Origin of the sequence: Mycobacterium sp. UM_Kg27, assembly GCF_000972905.1 — a bacterium.
Classification (GTDB): Bacteria; Actinomycetota; Actinomycetes; order Mycobacteriales; family Mycobacteriaceae; genus Mycobacterium.
The window spans coordinates 1-17,202 of sequence record NZ_JRMM01000021.1 but is presented as its reverse complement, the minus strand read 5'-3'; the positions used below and the strand labels follow the sequence as shown (position 1 = coordinate 17,202).

The window sequence follows — 17,202 nt, the reverse complement described above, 5'->3', positions numbered from 1 at the left end:
TCAGACCCGGTCTGCTCCCCCGCCAGCCGTCAGTCGAACTCCGGTGCCTCGCCGCGAGTGCGCTTGAGCTCCCAGAAGTGCGGGTAGGACGCGAAGGTCACCGACGCGTCCCACAGCTCGCCCGCCTGCTCGCCGCGGGGAATGCGGGACAGCACCGGCCCGAAGAACGCCACTCCGTTGACGTGGATGGTCGGAGTCCCGACGTCCTTGCCGACGGCGTCCATCCCGGCGTGATGGCTCGCGCGCAGCGCCTCGTCGTAGGCGTCGCTGGTGGCGGCGTCGGCCAGCTCGGCCGGCAGGCCCACCTCGGCCAGCGCACCGGCGATGACGTCCGGGAAGTCCTTGTTGTTCTGATTGTGGATCCGGGTTCCCAGCGCGGTGTACAGCGGCCGCAGGATCTCGTTACCGCGCAACTGTTCGGCGGCGATCGCCACCCGCACCGGGCCCCACGCGTGCTTGAGGCCCTCACGGTACTGCTCGGGAAGGTCGGCGCGCCCCTCGTTGAGGACGGCCAAACTCATCACGTGGAAGCTGACGTCGATGTCGCGGACCTTCTCGACCTCCAGGATCCACCGGGAGGTGATCCAGCACCACGGGCACAACGGGTCGAACCAGAGCTCGGCGTGCGATCTTTGAGCGGGCATGGCAGGGTCCTCTCGATTACGGACGGTCACTGTCGAAACACAACCATGCCGGGCGGACTGATGTTCCCATTCGGCGGACCGCGCCTGGCCGCGAATCCCTGGTGGCGCGGGTCGAAATACCAGGGAAATCCCTTATAGCGCCCCTTGTAGCCGGCGGCTTAGCGTCACAGGTGACCAGCTCAGCGACGGAGGCAAGCGATGAAAATCACTCGAACCCTGCCGATAGTGTGCGCCGCATTCGGTGCAGCCGGACTGTTCCTGACCGCGAGCGCTCAGGCCGATCCGGGACCCGACGGCACCTATCGTGTCGCATGGCCCACCGAAAACCGTTTCGACACCTGGACGTTCACCTCCACCTGCGCCACGGAGGGCTGCACTGCGACCCGCAACGACGGCGCCGTGTTCACCTTGACCAACGGCAGGTGGGTTCATCCCAGCAGCGGTCACGGAGCCTGCGGCGACGCGGTTCGCAGCGAGTACTCCATTGACGCAGGATTCAACCTGGGCACGATGAAGGTGTTCTGGGAAGGCCAATGCGGCAACCACGACGTGGACACCTACCCGTTCGCTCTGACCCGCGCCTGACCGCTGCTCGACGCCGCAGAGCGCCACGGGACAACTATGCCCACCGCGCGGTTACAGGCTCAGGGCCAGCAGCACGACCGCAACCGCCGGGAACGCACCCTGAATGACGGCGGCGCGGGCCTTGTCGGGCGACGACGCCACCAGAACCAGCGCCGCGGCCAGCATGGACCCCACGCCGGCGAAGATCAGCGCATGCCCAACGGTGATGTGGTCCAACGAGAACGCGGCGATACCGACCACCGTGACGATGGCCAGGAACAGGTTGTAGAAACCTTGATTGAAGGCCAGCGTCTTGGTGGTTTCGGCTTCGGCGACGGTGGTGCCGAAGAGGGCCCGAGTGCGCGGTGAGGTCCAACTCAGCGACTCGAGCGCAAAGATGTAGACGTGCAACACCGCGGCCAGCGCGGCGAAGGTCAGACCGGCCATGTGCATGGCCTCATTAAACTCGGTCCGGAGCCCGCCCGCACGGTCCTGCGGCTACTGTTGGCGGGCGTGGCACTTCCTAACCTCACCCGCGACCAAGCCGCCGAACGGGCCGCTTCGGTCACCGTCGTCAACTACCGGATCGCCCTGGACCTGACCGATGGCAGCGGCAACCCGGGCGAGCGCACATTCCGCTCCACCACCGTCGTCACCTTCGACGCGCTGGCCGGCAGCGACACCGTCATCGACATCGCCGCCGAGACGATCCACAGCGCCACCCTCAACGGCCACCCGCTCGATGTCTCGGCCTACGACGAGTCGGTCGGCATCGCGCTGAGCGGCCTGGCCAAGCACAACACCGTCGAGATCGACGCGCAGTGCTACTACTCCAACACCGGGGAGGGCCTGCATCGCTTCGTCGACCCGGTCGACGACGAGGTGTACCTGTACTCGCAGTTCGAAACCGCCGACGCCAAGCGGATGTTCGCCTGCTTCGACCAGCCCGACCTCAAGGCCAGCTTCGACATCACCGTCACCGCGCCGTCGCACTGGCAGGTGATCTCCAACGGCGCCACGAGTTCCGTGCGCGACGGCGTGCACACCTTCAAGACCACACCCAAGATGAGTACCTATCTGGTTGCGCTGATCGCCGGGCCCTATGCGCGTTGGGACGACGTCTATCGCGACGAGCACGGCGAGATTCCGCTGGGCCTGTTCTGCCGGGCATCGCTGGCCCAGCACATGGACGCCGAGCGGCTCTTCACCGAGACCAAGCAAGGATTCGGCTTCTACCACAACAACTTCGGCGTGCCCTATGCCTTCGGCAAGTACGACCAGCTGTTCGTGCCGGAGTTCAACGCCGGCGCCATGGAGAACGCCGGAGCGGTGACGTTCCTGGAGGACTACGTCTTTCGCAGCAAGGTGACCCGGGCGTCTTATGAGCGGCGCGCCGAGACCGTGCTGCACGAGATGGCACACATGTGGTTCGGCGACCTGGTCACCATGCGCTGGTGGGACGACCTGTGGCTTAACGAGTCATTCGCGACGTTCGCCTCGGTGCTGTGCCAAAGCGAGGCAACCGAATACACCAGCGCCTGGACCACCTTCGCGAACGCGGAGAAGTCCTGGGCTTATCGCCAAGACCAGCTGCCGTCGACGCACCCGATAGCCGCCGACATCCCTGACCTGGCCGCCGTGGAGGTCAACTTCGACGGGATCACCTACGCCAAAGGCGCTTCGGTGCTCAAGCAGTTGGTGGCCTATGTCGGTCTGGAGCACTTCCTGGCGGGCCTGCGCGACTACTTCGCCGCGCACGCCTTCGACAACGCCACCTTTGACGACCTGCTCGCGGCGCTGGAGAAGGCGTCCGGCCGGGATCTGTCCGACTGGGGCCGGCAGTGGCTGAAGACCACCGGACTGAACACCCTGCGGGCGGACTTCGATACTGAAGACAATGGCGGCGGAACCGTTTTCACCCGATTCGCGGTGACGCAGGGCGGCGCTGCCCCGGGTGCCGGTGAGACGCGGGTGCACCGGTTGGCCATCGGCATCTACGACGACGACCCGGCCGGTTCCGGCCGGTTGGTGCGGGTGCACCGCGAGGAGCTGGACATCGAGGGGCCCAGCACGGAAGTGCCCGGCTTGGTCGGAGTTTCGCGCGGCAAGCTGATCCTGGTCAATGACGACGACCTGACCTACTGCGCGCTGCGGCTGGACCCGGAGTCACTGGCCGCCGCGACGGAGCGCATCGCCGATATCGCCGAGCCGTTGCCGCGGACCCTGGTGTGGTCGGCGGCCTGGGAGATGACGCGCGAGGCTGAGATGCGCGCCCGGGACTTCGTGGCACTGGTGCAGCGCGGCATCGGCGCCGAGACCGAGGTCGGCGTCGCTTCGCGGCTGCTGCTGCAGGCGCAGACCGCGCTGGGGTTCTACGCCGAGCCGGGCTGGGCCGCAGAGCAGGGTTGGCCGGCTTTCGCCGACCGGCTGCTGGAGCTGGCCCGCGAGGCCGATCCCGGCTCCGATCACCAGCTGGCGTATCTCAACGCGCTGTGCACCTCGGTGCTCGCCGAACGGCACATCACGGTGCTGGCCGCGCTGCTGGACGCCGACCCGGCCGTCCAGGGGCTGGCCGGGTTGGCCGTCGACACCGACCTGCGCTGGCGGATCGTGGTGGCGCTGGCCCGCGGCGGTGCGCTGGACGCTGCGGCGATCGACGCGGAGATCCGGCGCGACCCCACCGCGGCCGGCCAACGCCAAGGCGCTCAGGCGTCGGCGGCCCGACCGCAGCCCGCCGTCAAGGAAGCGGCCTGGCAGCAGGTGATCGAGGACGACACGTTGGCCAACATCACCGGTCGCGCGATCATCGGCGGGATCGTGCAGCCCGGCCAGGGTGAGCTGTTGGCGCCGTTCACCGCGCGCTACTTTCAGGCGATCTCCGGGGTGTGGGAGCGGCGTTCCAGCGAGGTGGCGCAGACCGTGGTGATCGGCCTGTACCCCGGGTGGGATGTCAGCCAGGCCGGGTTGGACGCCGCCGACGCGTTCCTGGCCGACCCTTCGGTCCCGCCGGCGCTGCGGCGGTTGGTCACCGAGGGCCGGGCCGGGGTGGAGCGGTCGCTGCGGGCGCGCACCTTTGATACCGCTTGATCAGCGGTATCCTCCGTCGCTGAGCCCGGCGTCCTTCTCGAAACTGTTGACACCGCCGAAGATTCGCGCCCTCGCCTCCTCGGCGAGGTAACGCGCGGGCATCCGCACCGGTCCCAGCGCAGCCCACTGCTGGGCGTGGATCTCCTCGTGGTGGAGCAGCGCGTCCAGGCTCGGTCCACCAGGGCCGAGCCGCCCTGATTCGACGATCTCGCGCAGCCGCCCGGCGGGATCGAAGACTTGCTCGGTGTTGACCAGGAACAGATCACCCCACATGGTGCCACCGCGGTGGCTGAACGAACCGTGAATGCGGTTGCCGCCCACCACCATCAGCACGCCGTTGGGGGTGGCGGCCACGCAGCCGCCGGTGTTGCAGATGCCTCGGACCACCGCATAGCTCCAGCGGTTCGCCCGCTGACGGTCAATGATCCGCCGCAGCTCGGCGGCACCGTACGGCGTCTCGGAAAAGTCACTGCGCGCACCGCCCCGGCCGTAACCGGTGCCTGCATTGAGCAGGTAGGTCAGCAGCACCGCGCGCCGCACGGCATCGCCGCCGGCTGTCCGGGGAATGATGAAGAAGCTCTTACCATCCGGGTCGGTGATCTGCTCCATCACGTCCAGAGCCCGGAAGCTGTCCCGCGTAAGGCCCTGCTCGCGCACGATTTCGGTCACCGCCCGCGGTCCGACAGCGCGCCGGTCGAGGTTCGCCAGCCACGCCCGGTGCGCTGGAGAGGGTGCAGCCAGAGCCTGGGCGGAAACGACCTCCGGTCCTGCGTGTGGACCGGGGAGGTTCACGCTTGCGACCAAGGGATCGTCCGGTGGTACAGCCAGCGGCTAGGCCGGAGAGATGCCGGCGCTGATCACCTGCACCGCGCTGACCAGACCGTCGATCAGGTTGCCGTCGCGGAACGCCGCAGCCGCCGCGGCCACACCCTGCGGTGCGGCAACCGGGGCGATCCGGCCGGCCACGCCCGCGCCGTAGACCACCTCGATGGCCTTCTGGTCCGGCGAGACCGCGATCAAGACGGCGTCGTTGGGGGTGGGCACCTTCGCCAGGATCTCGCGGGCCCGCGCGGCGGTGTCAGCACCCAGGTCGCCGATGTAGGTGGCGAACCGGGACTGGGTGGCGCGCGACGCGTAGGTCAGGGCGTCATCGAGAGCCACCAGTTCCTTGACCGGGAACGGGTAGTGCAACGACGCCTCGCCGGGCTCGGTAACCCCGGAAACCCGGCCGCTGTTGGTGACCACAAAGCCGTACGGCAGGTCAGCCGGATCGATCGTTACGACTTCACCAGTTGCCACTGGCTCCACCCCCCACGCTGAACTCGGAATTGCCGTGGCCGTGTCCACCAACGGCCTCGTCGGTCGCCGCCCAGAGGATCGGCGGGTGTGTCCACCGCTCCGACATCTGATAGATGGCCGCGCGCGGCCCCTTCTGCGTCAGGGTCCGGGCGGCCAGCAGCGCGAACATTGCCGCCGGGATGCCAATGAAGATGCCGAGGGTTTCCAACATGCTCACGCCGTAGACGGTATCCCACCGCTCATCCAGCGGTGCGGGAACCCGGCCCGACGGTGCGCCGCGCCGGGGCGGACACCCGAACGTCGGCCCGCCGGGACTGGCTAGCACCTGCTGAACGGGCACCGATTATGGTGGCGCCATACCCTGCCGCAGACGTTGCTCGAGGTCCAGGGGCTGCGCCGTCGTTCCGGAAAGGCGATAGTCATGGTTCTTGCTGCCGCGGTCCAATTGGAGGCGGTACTCGGCGACGTTCCGGCCAACCTCGCCGCCTGTGAACGGCTGGCCGACGAGGCGGGCCGCGCCGGCGCCAGAATCATCGCCCTGCCGGAGTTCTTCACCACCGGTATCGGATTCGAGCCGGCGCTGGCTTCGGCGGCCTTACCGCCCGGCGGCGCGGCCACCGAACTGCTCACCGCGCTGGCTCGCCGGCACCGCGCGCTGGTCGGTGGGTCCTTCCTGTGTCGCGACACCGACGGCCACGTCCGCAACGCCTATCTGCTCGCAGGTCCCGACGGCGGTTCAGCGAGGCCCGACGAAGGAGAGCCGAAGCTGGGACCGCCGCTTGAACCGGGCGTGGTGGGCCGCCACGACAAGGACCTGCCCACCATGTGGGAGAACGCGTTCTACACCACCGGCGACGACGACGGGGTGATCGCGGCAGGCGAATACACGGTCGGGGCGGCGGTGTGCTGGGAGTTGATGCGCACTCAGACGGTGCGCCGGCTGCGCGGCCGGGTGGACCTGGTGATGACCGGCTCGGGCTGGTGGTCGATTCCGCGCTGGTCGCCCCACGCCCTGTTCGACCGTCTCGAACGCACCAACGCCGCCACCGCGCGCCAGGCTGCGGCGTCGTTCGCCCAGTACGTCGGCGCACCGGTGGTGCATGCCGCCCACGCCGGGGCATTGACCTGCGCGATGCCGTGGCTGCCGCTTCGCTACCACGGCCATTTCGAAGGCGCCACGCTGATCGCCGACGCCGACGGCACCGTCATCGCGGAACGGCGCGCCGATCAAGGCGAAGGGATCGTCCTCGCAGAGATCACGCCCGGTCGGCGGCCGGCTCGACTCGCGCCGCCCGCTGGCTTCTGGCTGCACCGCCGCGGGACGCTGCCCACCGCGGTGTGGCACTACCAACGCTGGCACGGGCGACGCTGGTACCGGCACAACGTCGCACAGAACGTCTGAGGAGGCACCATCATGGATTGGACCGGCGCGGCACTGCGCACCGACACGCTGATCACCCTGCTGGCGGCAGGCCTGATCTTCCTGCTCGCCCTGGGACTGGGCGTCTGGAAATACCAGCAGATGGCCACCCGGCCGGAGCGCCACGCCCATCCCTACGTCGACATCGCCCACCGTGCCGCATTGCTGTATTCCTTCGCCACGCTGCTGTTGGCGGTGTTCGTCGAGCTCAGCGCCTGGCCGACGTGGGTGAATCTGACTGCCGCCATGGTGGTCGTGTTCTACTTCCTGGCCGCCATCGTCAGCTACATCGTGCACGGCGCCCTGCAGGACACCACCAACCAGTTCGAGCACCCCTCTGCGGGACTGCACGTGTCGATGGTGCTGCTCATCGTCGGTGAGATGGGCGGGTTTGGCGTGCTGCTCGCCGGGTTCCTCGCCGGTTGGCTCGGTCACGGCTAGCGCTCAGGCGGCGCCTTCACCGAGGTAGCGCATCCACACCGGATCGAGATCGTGAATCACCGCCAGCAGCCGCCAATGCTGGCCCTTGGGCGAGGTGGGCACCAACCGCAGCGTCCAGCCGATCTCGGCCAGTAATCGGTCCGCCTTGCGGTGATTGCAGGTCGAGCAGGCGGCTACACAGTTCTCCCAGGAGTGGTCGCCGCCACGACTGCGCGGCACCACGTGGTCCACGGTGTCGGCCTTGCCGCCGCAGTAGGCGCAGCTGTGCTGGTCGCGGTGCATCAGCGCAGCCCGGGTCAACGGGATCCGGGCGCGGTAGGGCACTCGAACGTAATTCCGCAGCCGGATCACCGACGGCACCGGCACCGACCGGGTCGCCGAGTGGATCACCGGGCCGGCCGGATCGTCGTGCACGATGTCGGCTTTACCGCAGATCAGCATGACCACGGCACGCCGCAGCGAAAGCGCCGTCAACGGCTCGAAGGTGGAGTTCAGCAGCAATACCCGCCGACGGGTCCAGATGGATGCGGCTTCGTTGCTGGTCCCAGAACCGGTGACACCGCCGGCTGTGGCGACCGAATGCAGGCATGGGGCGGTGGCAAGCCCGCTCAGGCTCGCCGGTGGGGCACCGGGGGTGCGGTGGCCCCGACGTTTCATATCCGGTCTTGCAGCCGGTTTATGTGTCGCACCATTGACCTCCGCCGAACAGTTCACCATGATTCGGTGCTGGTCGCACGCCTATTTGCTGTGTGTTCACCGGCAGTCACCGGCGATGCCCCACAATGGGGGGCGATGCAGCCGATAGAAGAACCCTCGTTTTATGACGCCGTCGGCGGCGCGGAGACGTTTAACGCCATCGTGTCGCGGTTTTATCAACTGGTCGCCCAGGATCCGATCCTGCGCCCGATGTATCCCGCCGACGACATGGCCGGCGCCGAGGACCGGTTGCGAATGTTCCTCGAGCAGTACTGGGGCGGGCCGCGCACCTACACCGAGCGTCGTGGGCACCCGCGACTGCGGATGCGCCATATCCCCTACCGGATCGGCCCGATGCAGCGCGATGCGTGGCTGCGCTGCATGACGACGGCCATCAGCGAGATCGACAGCGACACCCTCGACGATGCACACCGCGGCGAACTGCTGCAGTATCTGCATTCGGCGGCGGACTTCCTGGTCAACGCGCCGATCTGATGAGTCCGGCCACACGCCCTGCGGGGCAGCCATGGTGGACGAACAGCACCTTCTACCAGGTGTATCCCCGCTCGTTCGCCGACAGCAACTCCGACGGAGTCGGCGATCTCGACGGGGTGACCGCACACCTGGACTACTTGCACTGGCTGGGGGTCGAGGCGCTGTGGCTCAACCCGGTGACGGTGTCGCCGATGGCCGACCACGGCTACGACGTGGCGAATCCGCGTGACATCGATCCACTGTTCGGCGACCTCGCAGCACTGGATCGGCTGGTGGCCGCCGCGCACGGGCGGGGAATCAAGCTGACGATGGACCTGGTGCCCAACCACACCAGCTCGGCGCACCCCTGGTTCGTCGAGGCATTGGCCGCCAAGCCGGGCAGTCCCGCGCGTGACCGCTACTTCTTCCGTGACGGGCGCGGAATCGACGGCCAGTTGCCGCCCAACAACTGGGTGTCGGTGTTCGGCGGCCCGGCCTGGACGCGGGTCACCGAACCCGACGGCCCCGGCCAGTGGTACCTGCATCTGTTCGATGTGTCACAGCCGGATCTGAACTGGGACAACCCGGAGGTCTTCGCCGATTTCGAGCGCACCCTGCGGTTCTGGCTGGACCGCGGCGTGGACGGCTTCCGCATCGATGTCTCCCACGGCATGGCCAAGCCGGCCGGTCTACCGGACATGCCGGTCACCGATGTGAAGCTGCTGGCCCATCAGGACGACGACCCGCGATTCAATCGGCCCGGCGTCCACGCGATTCACCGGGCGATTCGGCGGGTCTTCGACGACTACCCGGACGCGGTGAGCGTCGGTGAGGTCTGGGTTCACGACAACGATCAGTTCGCCGAGTACCTACGGCCCGACGAACTGCACCTGGCCTTCAACTTCCGGCTGTTGCAAGCCGACTTCGATGCAACTCAGATCCGCGGTGCGATCGACAATTCGCTGGCCGCGGTGGCGTTGGTGGGCGCCAGCGCCACCTGGGCGCTGGAGAATCACGACGTCGAGCGGGCGGTCACCCGCTACGGTGGCGGGGCCTTGGGCCTGGACCGGGCGCGGGCCATGGCCCTGGTCTTGTTGGCGTTGCCGGGCGCGGTGTTCGTCTATAACGGCCAGGAGCTGGGCCTGCCCAACGTCGAACTGCCCGATTCGGCCCTGCAGGACCCGGTGTGGGAGCGCTCCGGGCACACTGAACGCGGCCGCGACGGCTGCCGGGTGCCGCTGCCCTGGTCCGGCGAGACACCGGCTTTCGGATTCTCCGACAACCCCGACACCTGGCTGCCGATGCCGCCGGACTGGGCGGCGCTGACCGTCGAGCGTCAGCGTAGCGATCGCGCCTCGACGCTGTCGCTGTACCGGCAGGCCCTCGCCACCCGCAGGCGCAGGCCCGAACTCACCGGATCGCAGATCGATTGGCTGGACGCACCACCAGGAATGCTGGTCTTCCGACGCGGCGGACTGGTATGCGCGCTGAATGCCGGCGACCGCCCGGTGGATCTTCCCGAAGGACAGCTGATCCTGGCCAGCGCGCCGGCGACCGGCGGTGTCTTGCCGCCCGACAGCGCCGCGTGGCTGGCCTAAGCGGAAAGTCTGGTCAGCTGAGAACGCTTGTGGCGCCGACGAATTCGACGACCACGTCCGCGAACCGGTCCGGCTGGTCGATCATGCTTCGCGCACGCATGCACAGTGATGCCTGCTGCCGCTCAGCGGATGAACTTCTCCAGGTAGGCGCGGTGGTCCGCCGACAGCCGCACCAGCTTCTGCTCGTCGATGCTGAAGGTAGCCAACTGCGTCTCGGCGATCACGGCCGGCCGGGAATCCGGGGCCGCGTGCACCGAGCGCACCTCGTAGCCGATGGTGAAGTCCACCGTGCGCAGCCGCGACACCCACATGGTCACCTGCAGCGGTGAGTCCGTCAGCCGCAGCTGCCCCTTGTAGGCAACCTTGACCTCGGCGATCAGCAGCCCGACGCTGGTGATGTCGACCGCGAACGCCGGCGACAGGAACGGCACCCGCGCCTCTTCAAGCATGGTCACCATGGTCGCGTGGTTCACGTGCTGATACATGTCGATGTCCGACCAGCGCACCGGAACCGCTGCCACAAAGCCCACCGGCGCCCCGGTGGATTCGCCTGCCGGACTCACGAAGCCGCGCCGCGTGTCATGCTGCGGATCTGGCGTGCCGCCACCGACAGGGTTGCCAGATCCCGCTGGCCGGATTCGTAGATCTGGGCCAGCGTGCGCCGCGCCCGCTCCACGCGTGAGGCGTTGGTCGATTCCCATTCGGTGATTTTCTGCATCCCGTCCTCGTCCGGTTCCCCGACCGCCAGCACGTCCAGGCACAGCGACCGCACCGAATTGTAGATGTCGTCGCGGATAGCCAACCGCGCCAAGGCGTGCCAGCGGTCATCGCGCGGCAATTGGGCGACCGCCGTCAGCAGGCCGTCGGCGCCCAACCGATCCATCAGCGCGAAATAGGTGTCGGCGACCTCATCGGCGTCACGTTCGGTGATGTCGGCGACGTCGATGACGTCGAGCAGGCTGTAGCGGTACAAGCCCAGTGCGACATCGGTAGCCAGGCCACGAGGCACGCCCTGAGTCTCGAACTCGCTGATGTGTTTGGCGACGATGTCGGCATCGTCGCCGCGCAGCCATTCCGACATCCGCGGTGACAGCGCGGCGACCTGCTCGGCGAACCGATTGATCTCGGCGCCCACCGCCAGTGGCTGCGGGCGGTAGTTGAGCAGCCAACGGCCGGCCCGGTCGATGAGCCGCCGCAGATCCAGGGTCATCCGGTCGGTCACCGCAACCGGCAGACCGTCGCGCTCACCGGCGGCGCGGATGCGCCGCCACAATTCGCCCACCCCGAAGATGGCGTCGGTCGCGACGTAGGCGCGCACCGCGTCGATCAGTTCCACCCCGGCGTCCTCGGTGATCCGGAAGGCATAGGTGATGCCCGCGGTGTCCACCACGTCGTTGATCAGCATGGTGGTGACGATCTCGCGGCGCAGTTGGTGCTGGCGGATCTCGGGGCCGAAGCGCTGTTGCAGTACCTGCGGAAAATACTGCGGCAGCCGGGCGGCGAACACGTCCTGCTCGGGTAGGTCGGTGGACAGTACCGCCGCTTTCAGCGTCAGCTTGACGTGCGCCATCAGAGTGGCCAACTCCGGTGAGGCCAGGCCCAGCCCGGCCTCGGCGCGTCGGGCGATCTCCTTCTCCGATGGCAGCGCCTCCAGGGCGCGGTTGAGCCCGCGGTCTGCCACCAGGTGGCGGATCTGCTCGGCGTGCACCGGCAGCAGGCTCGCGGCGTTGGCCCGGCTGGTGCCCATCAGATCGTTCTGGGCGGTGTTGTCCGCCAGGACCAGCGCACTGACCTCGTCGGTCATCGATGCCAGCAACGCGGGCCGGTCGACGGCGTCGACCTTGCCGACGGTGACCAGGGCGTCGATCAGGATCTTGATGTTGACCTCGTGGTCGGAGCAGTCGACGCCGGCCGAGTTGTCCAGGGCGTCGGTGTTGATGCGGCCGCCGGCCAGGTCGAACTCGACGCGGCCCAGCGGCGTGACGCCGAGGTTTCCGCCTTCGCCGATCACCTTGGCGCGCACCTGGTTTCCGTTGACCCGGACCTGGTCGTTGGCACGGTCTCCGACGTCGACGTCGGATTCGGACTCGGCTTTGACGTAGGTGCCGATGCCGCCGTTGAACAACAGGTCCACGGGCGCCCGCAGGATCGCCCGGATCAGCACCGGCGGGGTGAGTTCGGTGATGTCCGCGTCGAGACCCAGCACGGCGGCGACCTGCGGGCTGACCGGCACGGATTTCAGGTCGCGCGCGTAGACACCGCCTCCGGCGCTGATCAGCGACTTGTCGTAGTCGTCCCAACTGGATCGGGGCAGGTCGAACATCCGCTGACGCTCGGCGAAAGACCGGGCGGGATCTGGGTCGGGATCGAGGAAGATGTGCCGATGGTCGAAGGCGGCCACCAGTCGGATGTGTTCACTGCGCAGCATGCCGTTGCCGAACACGTCGCCGCTCATATCTCCGACGCCGACAACGGTGAAGTCCTGGGTCTGGGTGTCGATTCCCATCTCCCGGAAATGCCGCTTGACCGACTCCCAGGCACCTTTCGCGGTGATGCCCATCTCCTTGTGGTCGTAGCCGACCGACCCACCGGACGCGAACGCGTCGCCCAGCCAGTAGCCGTAGGACTTGGCCACCCCGTTGGCGATGTCGGAGAAGCTGGCGGTGCCCTTGTCGGCGGCCACCACCAGATACGCGTCGTCGCCGTCGCGGCGCACGACCTGCGACGGTGCGCTGACCGCGCCGGTGGCGTGATCGACGTTGTCGGTGAGGTCGAGCAGTCCGGAGATGAACAGCGTGTAGCAGGCGATCCCTTCGTCGCGGGCCGCCTCGCGATCCGCTACCGGATTGCCGGTGGGCGTCGGTGGGCGCTTGACCACGAAGCCGCCTTTGGCTCCGGTCGGGACGATGACGGCGTTCTTGACCTCTTGGGCCTTGACCAGTCCGAGGATCTCGGTGCGATAGTCCTCGCGGCGGTCCGACCAGCGCAGCCCGCCACGCGAGACGAAGCCGAACCGCAGGTGCACCCCCTCGACCCGGGGTGAGTAGACGAAGATCTCGAACTTCGGCCGGGGCAGTGGCAACTCGTCGATCAAGCCGGCATCCAGCTTGAGCGCCAGTACGTTACGCGCGCGGGCCGAATCGGCGCGGGTGACAAAGTAATTGGTGCGTAGGGTGGCTTGAATCAGCGAGGCGAACGCGCGCAGGACCCGGTCGGTGTCCAGGCTCACCACCGCGTCGATGCCCGCCGCGACCTCCGCGGCGGCCGCCTGTGCGTCACGGTTGCGATGCGTGCACGACGGGTCGAACAGCGCCTCAAACAGTGCCACCAGGCCGCGCGCGATGCCCGGATACTCGTTAAGCACCGAGGCGATGTGGTTCTCGCTGTAGGGGAAGCGGGCCTGGCGCAGGTATTTGGCGTAGCCGCGCAGCACCACGACCTGTTGCCAGTTCAAACCGGCGCGCAGCACCAGCTCGTTGAATCGGTCGGGCTCGACACGGCCCTCCCAGATCGCGGTGACCCCGTCGGCGAATCGCTGTTCGGCATCGTCGCGCTCGACTCCGGTCTCCGGGATGTCGATGGTGGGGTGCGCTGACACCCTGAACTTGTAGATCCACACCTGCAGGCCGTCGCCGCGGGTGACGGTGAACGGCCGCTCTTCGAGCACCGCCACCCCCATGCATTGCAGCATCGGCAGCAGTTGGCTCAGCGACGCACCGTGTCCACCGAGAAACCAGGCCAACTGACTTCCGTCGGCCTCGCCGTAGTGGGTGAACACCAACTTGACCGAGTCGGCGGTCAGCCGCTCGATGATCGCGATGTCTTCGACGGCCTCGGCTGGAGTGACAGCCTGCTTGTAGATCTCGTCGAAGGCAGCGGCATAGTGTTCGGCCACCTCGACGGCGATGGAGTCCTGCGTCGCCGTCTCGAGCAGCCGGTCTCCCCAGGTGCGGGTGGCCTCGAACAGCATCGCCTGGATCCGGGCTCGGTTGTCCTCGCCGGTGTCGACCGCACGGGCGTCGGGGTCGTCGGAGATCCGGACCATGAAATGCAGCAGCGCCCAAGGGGCTTCGCTGACGCGCGCGCTGTATTCCAGGCCCACTCCGCCGAACTCGCGAACCAGGATGTCCTCCATGTGCAGCCGCACCGGGGTGGTGTAGCGGTCGCGTGGCAGATACACCAAACACGATACGAAGCGCCCGGTGCGGTCGCCGCGCAGGAACAGCAGGGTCCCGCGCCGCGAACCGAGGTCGGACACCGCCATCGCCATGTTCAGCAGCTGTTCCGGGGTGATCGCGAAAAGCTCTGAACGCGGAACGGTTTGGATGATGTCGAGCAGAAGTTGTCCGGGGTGCCCGGGTTCCTTCTCCGCGAGCGCGAGCGCATGGCGGACGGTGTGGGAGATGACCGGGATCTCGAAGACGTCAGCGTTGATCGCGCCGGCGGTGAACAATCCGACGAACCGGTGCGCGACGATGCTGTCGCCGGTGTCCTCCCGGATCACCACCACGTAGGTGTGCGAGCTGAATCGCATATAGCTGGGCACGGTAGCCTGCGCCAGAGTCAACAGACTGTCACCGATGAGCCTGGGCCGCAAAGACTTACGCAGCTGCAAAACGCCCAGCCGGGCGGCGTCATCGACCAGCACCTGTTCGTCGCGCACCACCCCCCGCTGATAGCCCAGCAGAACGAAATGCCCGTCGGCCAGCCAGTGCAGGAGGGCCGCGACATCGTGGCGGTCCGGGGCGGCGTAGTGGCCGTGCGCGTCCGACTCGACCTCGGCGGCAAGCTCGGTGAGCGCGTTGTGCATCGCCTCGGAATCGATCGCCACCTGGCGGACGTCGGCCATCACATCGGGCAGCAGGCGTTCGGTTTCGGCGAGGGTGTGCCGGTTGACGGTCGGTGAGAGCTGGACATGAATCCAGGCCTCGGCCCCCACCGTGCCATCCACGGATCTCGGCTCAACGTCTGAGCCTCTCGGCTCCACCGAACGCAGTTCCCCGGCCTCATCTCGCTGCACGGCGAACACCGGCGACATGATCCCCACGTAGGCCACCCCGAGCCGGTGCAGGAGCACCGCCACCGAGTCCATCAGCATGCCGCCGTGTTCGGTGACCACCTGCAGCGCCGGCCCGCAACCAGCCGGATCGTCGGCGGTCAACACCGCAACCCGGGTCTCACCGGCGAGCCGATGCCGCGCCAGCCGGGCGTGCGCGGCCAGCAGCGCCGGGGTCACCAGGTCGATGGCGGCTGCCCGGCTGGCGGGATCGGCGTCGGTGGGTTCGTCGCTGATCAGCGAGTCGCTGTGCGAACCGCGGTAGGTCTCGACGTAAGCCGTCGAGACCCAAGCAGGAATGCCTTGCGGCTCAGGGGGATCGGGAAATGTTGTCCACGCGGTCGATTCTTTGGTGGACTTTGTCATCCCACCCCTCCTGACTATGTGTCAGCTCCGGCAGCACGGCTACCGGAACAACATTAGTCGCGGGTGAGCCTGCGGTGGGTCACTCGATGCGGACGCGCCGCTTCGGCACCGAGACGTTCCACCTTGTTCTCCTCGTAGGCGCCGAAGTTGCCCTCGAACCAGAACCACTTGGCCTCGTTGTCGTCGTCGCCCTCCCACGCCAGGATGTGCGTGCAGGTCCGGTCGAGGAACCAGCGGTCGTGGCTGATGACGACGGCGCAACCGGGGAACTGTTCGAGGGCGTTCTCCAGTGAACCGAGCGTTTCGACATCGAGGTCGTTGGTCGGCTCGTCCAGCAGGATCAGGTTGCCGCCCTGCTTGAGAGTCAGGGCCAGGTTCAGCCGGTTGCGCTCACCGCCGGAGAGCACGCCGGCAGGCTTCTGCTGGTCTGGGCCCTTAAAGCCGAACGCCGAGACGTAGGCCCGGGACGGGATCTCGTTCTGCCCGACCTCGATGTAGTCCAGGCCGTCGGAGACCACTTCCCAGACCGTCTTCTTCGGGTCGATGCCGGCACGGTTCTGGTCGACATAGCTCAGCTTGACCGTTTCGCCGACCTTGACCGTGCCGCTGTCCGGCTCTTCCAGGCCGACGATGGTCTTGAACAGGGTCGTCTTGCCGACGCCGTTGGGGCCGATCACGCCGACGATGCCGTTGCGCGGCAGCGTGAACGACAGGTCCTTGATCAGCTGGCGCGACTCGAAACCCTTGTCCAGGTGCTCCACCTCGACGACGGTGTTGCCCAGGCGCGGGCCGACCGGGATCTGGATCTCCTCGAAGTCAAGCTTGCGGGTCTTCTCCGCCTCGACAACCATCTCCTCGTAGCGCTGCAGGCGGGCCTTGTTCTTGGCTTGGCGGGCCTTGGCACCCGAACGCACCCAGGCGAGTTCGTCCTTGAGCCGCTTCTGCAGCTTCTGGTCCTTCTTGCCCTGCACCTCGAGACGCTCGGCCTTCTTCTCCAGATAGGTCGAGTAGTTGCCCTCGTAGGGGTAGGCCCGGCCGCGGTCGAGCTCCAGGATCCACTCGGCCACGTTGTCGAGGAAGTAACGGTCGTGGGTAACCGCGAGGATGGCGCCCGGGTAGGAGGCCAGGTGCTGCTCGAGCCACAGCACGCTCTCGGCGTCGAGGTGGTTGGTGGGCTCGTCCAGAAGCAGCAGGTCGGGCTTGCTCAGCAGCAGCTTGCACAGCGCCACCCGCCGACGCTCGCCACCGGAGAGATGGGTGACGGGCTCGTCGGGCGGCGGGCAGCGCAGTGCGTCCATGGCCTGTTCGAGCTGCGAGTCGATGTCCCAGGCGTCGGCGGCGTCAAGCTCCTCCTGGAGCTTGCCCATCTCTTCCATCAGCTCGTCGGTGTAGTCGGTGGCCATCAGCTCGGCGACCTCGTTGTACCGATTGAGCTTGGCCTTGATCGGCACGCCCTCTTCGACGTTCTCCCGGACCGTCTTGGTCTCGTCCAGCGGCGGCTCCTGCAACAGGATGCCGACGGTGGACGAGACCAAGACGGTCCGGGAGAACGTCGAA

General features: G+C 67.5%; 15 protein-coding genes. 6 read left to right on the top strand and 9 right to left on the bottom strand.

Features of this window, described 5'->3' with window-relative positions; genetic code table 11:
* Window positions 1-29: 29 nt before the first annotated feature.
* On the bottom strand, window positions 30-644 hold the full coding sequence (locus LI94_RS05715) for a DsbA family protein (protein ID WP_046300581.1): 615 nt from the start codon (window positions 642-644) through the stop codon (window positions 30-32).
* Between the two features lie 198 nt (window positions 645-842).
* On the opposite strand from LI94_RS05715, the gene LI94_RS05710 reads away from it, so the two are divergent.
* Entirely contained in the window at window positions 843-1,229 is a 387-nt protein-coding gene (locus tag LI94_RS05710) for a hypothetical protein (RefSeq protein WP_125078435.1), read from the top strand.
* 51 nt (window positions 1,230-1,280) lie between these two features.
* On the opposite strand, the gene LI94_RS05705 is transcribed toward LI94_RS05710, so the two are convergent.
* On the bottom strand, window positions 1,281-1,661 hold the full coding sequence (locus LI94_RS05705; RefSeq protein ID WP_046300579.1) for a DUF1304 domain-containing protein: 381 nt from the start codon (window positions 1,659-1,661) through the stop codon (window positions 1,281-1,283).
* Window positions 1,662-1,721: 60 nt separating this feature from the next.
* Here LI94_RS05705 and pepN point away from each other — a divergent pair, with 60 nt between their 5' ends.
* Complete coding sequence (pepN, locus tag LI94_RS05700) at window positions 1,722-4,295, top strand: aminopeptidase N (RefSeq protein WP_024440795.1); 2,574 nt, start codon at window positions 1,722-1,724, stop codon at window positions 4,293-4,295.
* Here pepN and LI94_RS05695 read toward each other — a convergent pair whose 3' ends face one another.
* From LI94_RS05695 to LI94_RS05685, 3 genes are all read right to left on the bottom strand, one after another.
* Window positions 4,296-4,964, bottom strand: coding sequence for a hypothetical protein (locus LI94_RS05695; RefSeq protein WP_239651158.1), 669 nt, complete (start codon window positions 4,962-4,964; stop codon window positions 4,296-4,298).
* A gap of 162 nt (window positions 4,965-5,126) precedes the next feature.
* Window positions 5,127-5,594: a DUF5130 domain-containing protein gene (locus LI94_RS05690; protein WP_046300578.1), complete on the bottom strand. Its 468-nt coding sequence runs from the start codon at window positions 5,592-5,594 to the stop codon at window positions 5,127-5,129.
* Window positions 5,581-5,805 (bottom strand): hypothetical protein, encoded by a 225-nt coding sequence (locus LI94_RS05685; RefSeq protein WP_192830915.1) that lies wholly within the window; start codon window positions 5,803-5,805, stop codon window positions 5,581-5,583. Before LI94_RS05685 ends, LI94_RS05690 begins: the two co-directional genes overlap by 14 nt.
* Before the next feature lie 210 nt (window positions 5,806-6,015).
* Between LI94_RS05685 and LI94_RS05680 the strand changes: the two genes are divergently transcribed.
* Window positions 6,016-6,996, top strand: coding sequence for a carbon-nitrogen hydrolase family protein (locus LI94_RS05680; protein ID WP_046300577.1), 981 nt, complete (start codon window positions 6,016-6,018; stop codon window positions 6,994-6,996).
* Between the two features lie 33 nt (window positions 6,997-7,029).
* Complete coding sequence (locus tag LI94_RS05675) at window positions 7,030-7,455, top strand: hypothetical protein (RefSeq protein ID WP_024440800.1); 426 nt, start codon at window positions 7,030-7,032, stop codon at window positions 7,453-7,455.
* 3 nt (window positions 7,456-7,458) lie between these two features.
* Here LI94_RS05675 and LI94_RS05670 read toward each other — a convergent pair whose 3' ends face one another.
* On the bottom strand, window positions 7,459-8,112 hold the full coding sequence (locus LI94_RS05670) for an HNH endonuclease (protein WP_046300576.1): 654 nt from the start codon (window positions 8,110-8,112) through the stop codon (window positions 7,459-7,461).
* A 135-nt stretch (window positions 8,113-8,247) separates the two neighbouring features.
* Here LI94_RS05670 and LI94_RS05665 point away from each other — a divergent pair, with 135 nt between their 5' ends.
* Window positions 8,248-8,646 carry a globin gene (locus tag LI94_RS05665; protein WP_046300575.1) on the top strand — a complete coding sequence of 133 codons (399 nt, stop codon included), beginning with the start codon at window positions 8,248-8,250 and terminating at the stop codon, window positions 8,644-8,646.
* Window positions 8,646-10,223, top strand: a complete 1,578-nt coding sequence (locus LI94_RS05660) for a glycoside hydrolase family 13 protein (protein ID WP_024440803.1) — start codon at window positions 8,646-8,648, stop codon at window positions 10,221-10,223. The genes LI94_RS05665 and LI94_RS05660 overlap by 1 nt, the downstream gene beginning before the upstream one ends.
* Window positions 10,224-10,345: 122 nt before the next feature.
* Here the strand turns inward: LI94_RS05660 and LI94_RS05655 are convergent, their stop codons facing one another.
* The 3 genes from LI94_RS05655 to ettA all read right to left on the bottom strand — a co-directional run.
* Entirely contained in the window at window positions 10,346-10,753 is a 408-nt protein-coding gene (locus LI94_RS05655) for a thioesterase family protein (RefSeq protein ID WP_024440804.1), read from the bottom strand.
* Window positions 10,754-10,782: 29 nt separating this feature from the next.
* Window positions 10,783-15,645 carry an NAD-glutamate dehydrogenase gene (locus tag LI94_RS05650; RefSeq protein WP_046300574.1) on the bottom strand — a complete coding sequence of 1,621 codons (4,863 nt, stop codon included), beginning with the start codon at window positions 15,643-15,645 and terminating at the stop codon, window positions 10,783-10,785.
* Window positions 15,646-15,698: 53 nt separating this feature from the next.
* A partial coding sequence (gene ettA / locus LI94_RS05645) for an energy-dependent translational throttle protein EttA (protein WP_046300573.1) occupies window positions 15,699-17,202 on the bottom strand: 1,504 nt, incomplete at its 5' end.

What these genes read in the sequence shown, in the direction of transcription:
- LI94_RS05685 (WP_192830915.1), bottom strand. Translation starts at nt 5,805, where the DNA reads ATGTTGGAAACCCTCGGCATCTTCATTGGCATCCCGGCGGCAATGTTC.
- LI94_RS05710 (WP_125078435.1), top strand. Translation starts at nt 843, where the DNA reads ATGAAAATCACTCGAACCCTGCCGATAGTGTGCGCCGCATTCGGTGCA.
- LI94_RS05650 (WP_046300574.1), bottom strand. Translation starts at nt 15,645, where the DNA reads ATGACAAAGTCCACCAAAGAATCGACCGCGTGGACAACATTTCCCGAT.
- LI94_RS05705 (WP_046300579.1), bottom strand. Translation starts at nt 1,661, where the DNA reads ATGCACATGGCCGGTCTGACCTTCGCCGCGCTGGCCGCGGTGTTGCAC.
- LI94_RS05670 (WP_046300576.1), bottom strand. Translation starts at nt 8,112, where the DNA reads ATGAAACGTCGGGGCCACCGCACCCCCGGTGCCCCACCGGCGAGCCTG.
- LI94_RS05715 (WP_046300581.1), bottom strand. Translation starts at nt 644, where the DNA reads ATGCCCGCTCAAAGATCGCACGCCGAGCTCTGGTTCGACCCGTTGTGC.
- LI94_RS05680 (WP_046300577.1), top strand. Translation starts at nt 6,016, where the DNA reads ATGGTTCTTGCTGCCGCGGTCCAATTGGAGGCGGTACTCGGCGACGTT.
- LI94_RS05660 (WP_024440803.1), top strand. Translation starts at nt 8,646, where the DNA reads ATGAGTCCGGCCACACGCCCTGCGGGGCAGCCATGGTGGACGAACAGC.
- LI94_RS05665 (WP_046300575.1), top strand. Translation starts at nt 8,248, where the DNA reads ATGCAGCCGATAGAAGAACCCTCGTTTTATGACGCCGTCGGCGGCGCG.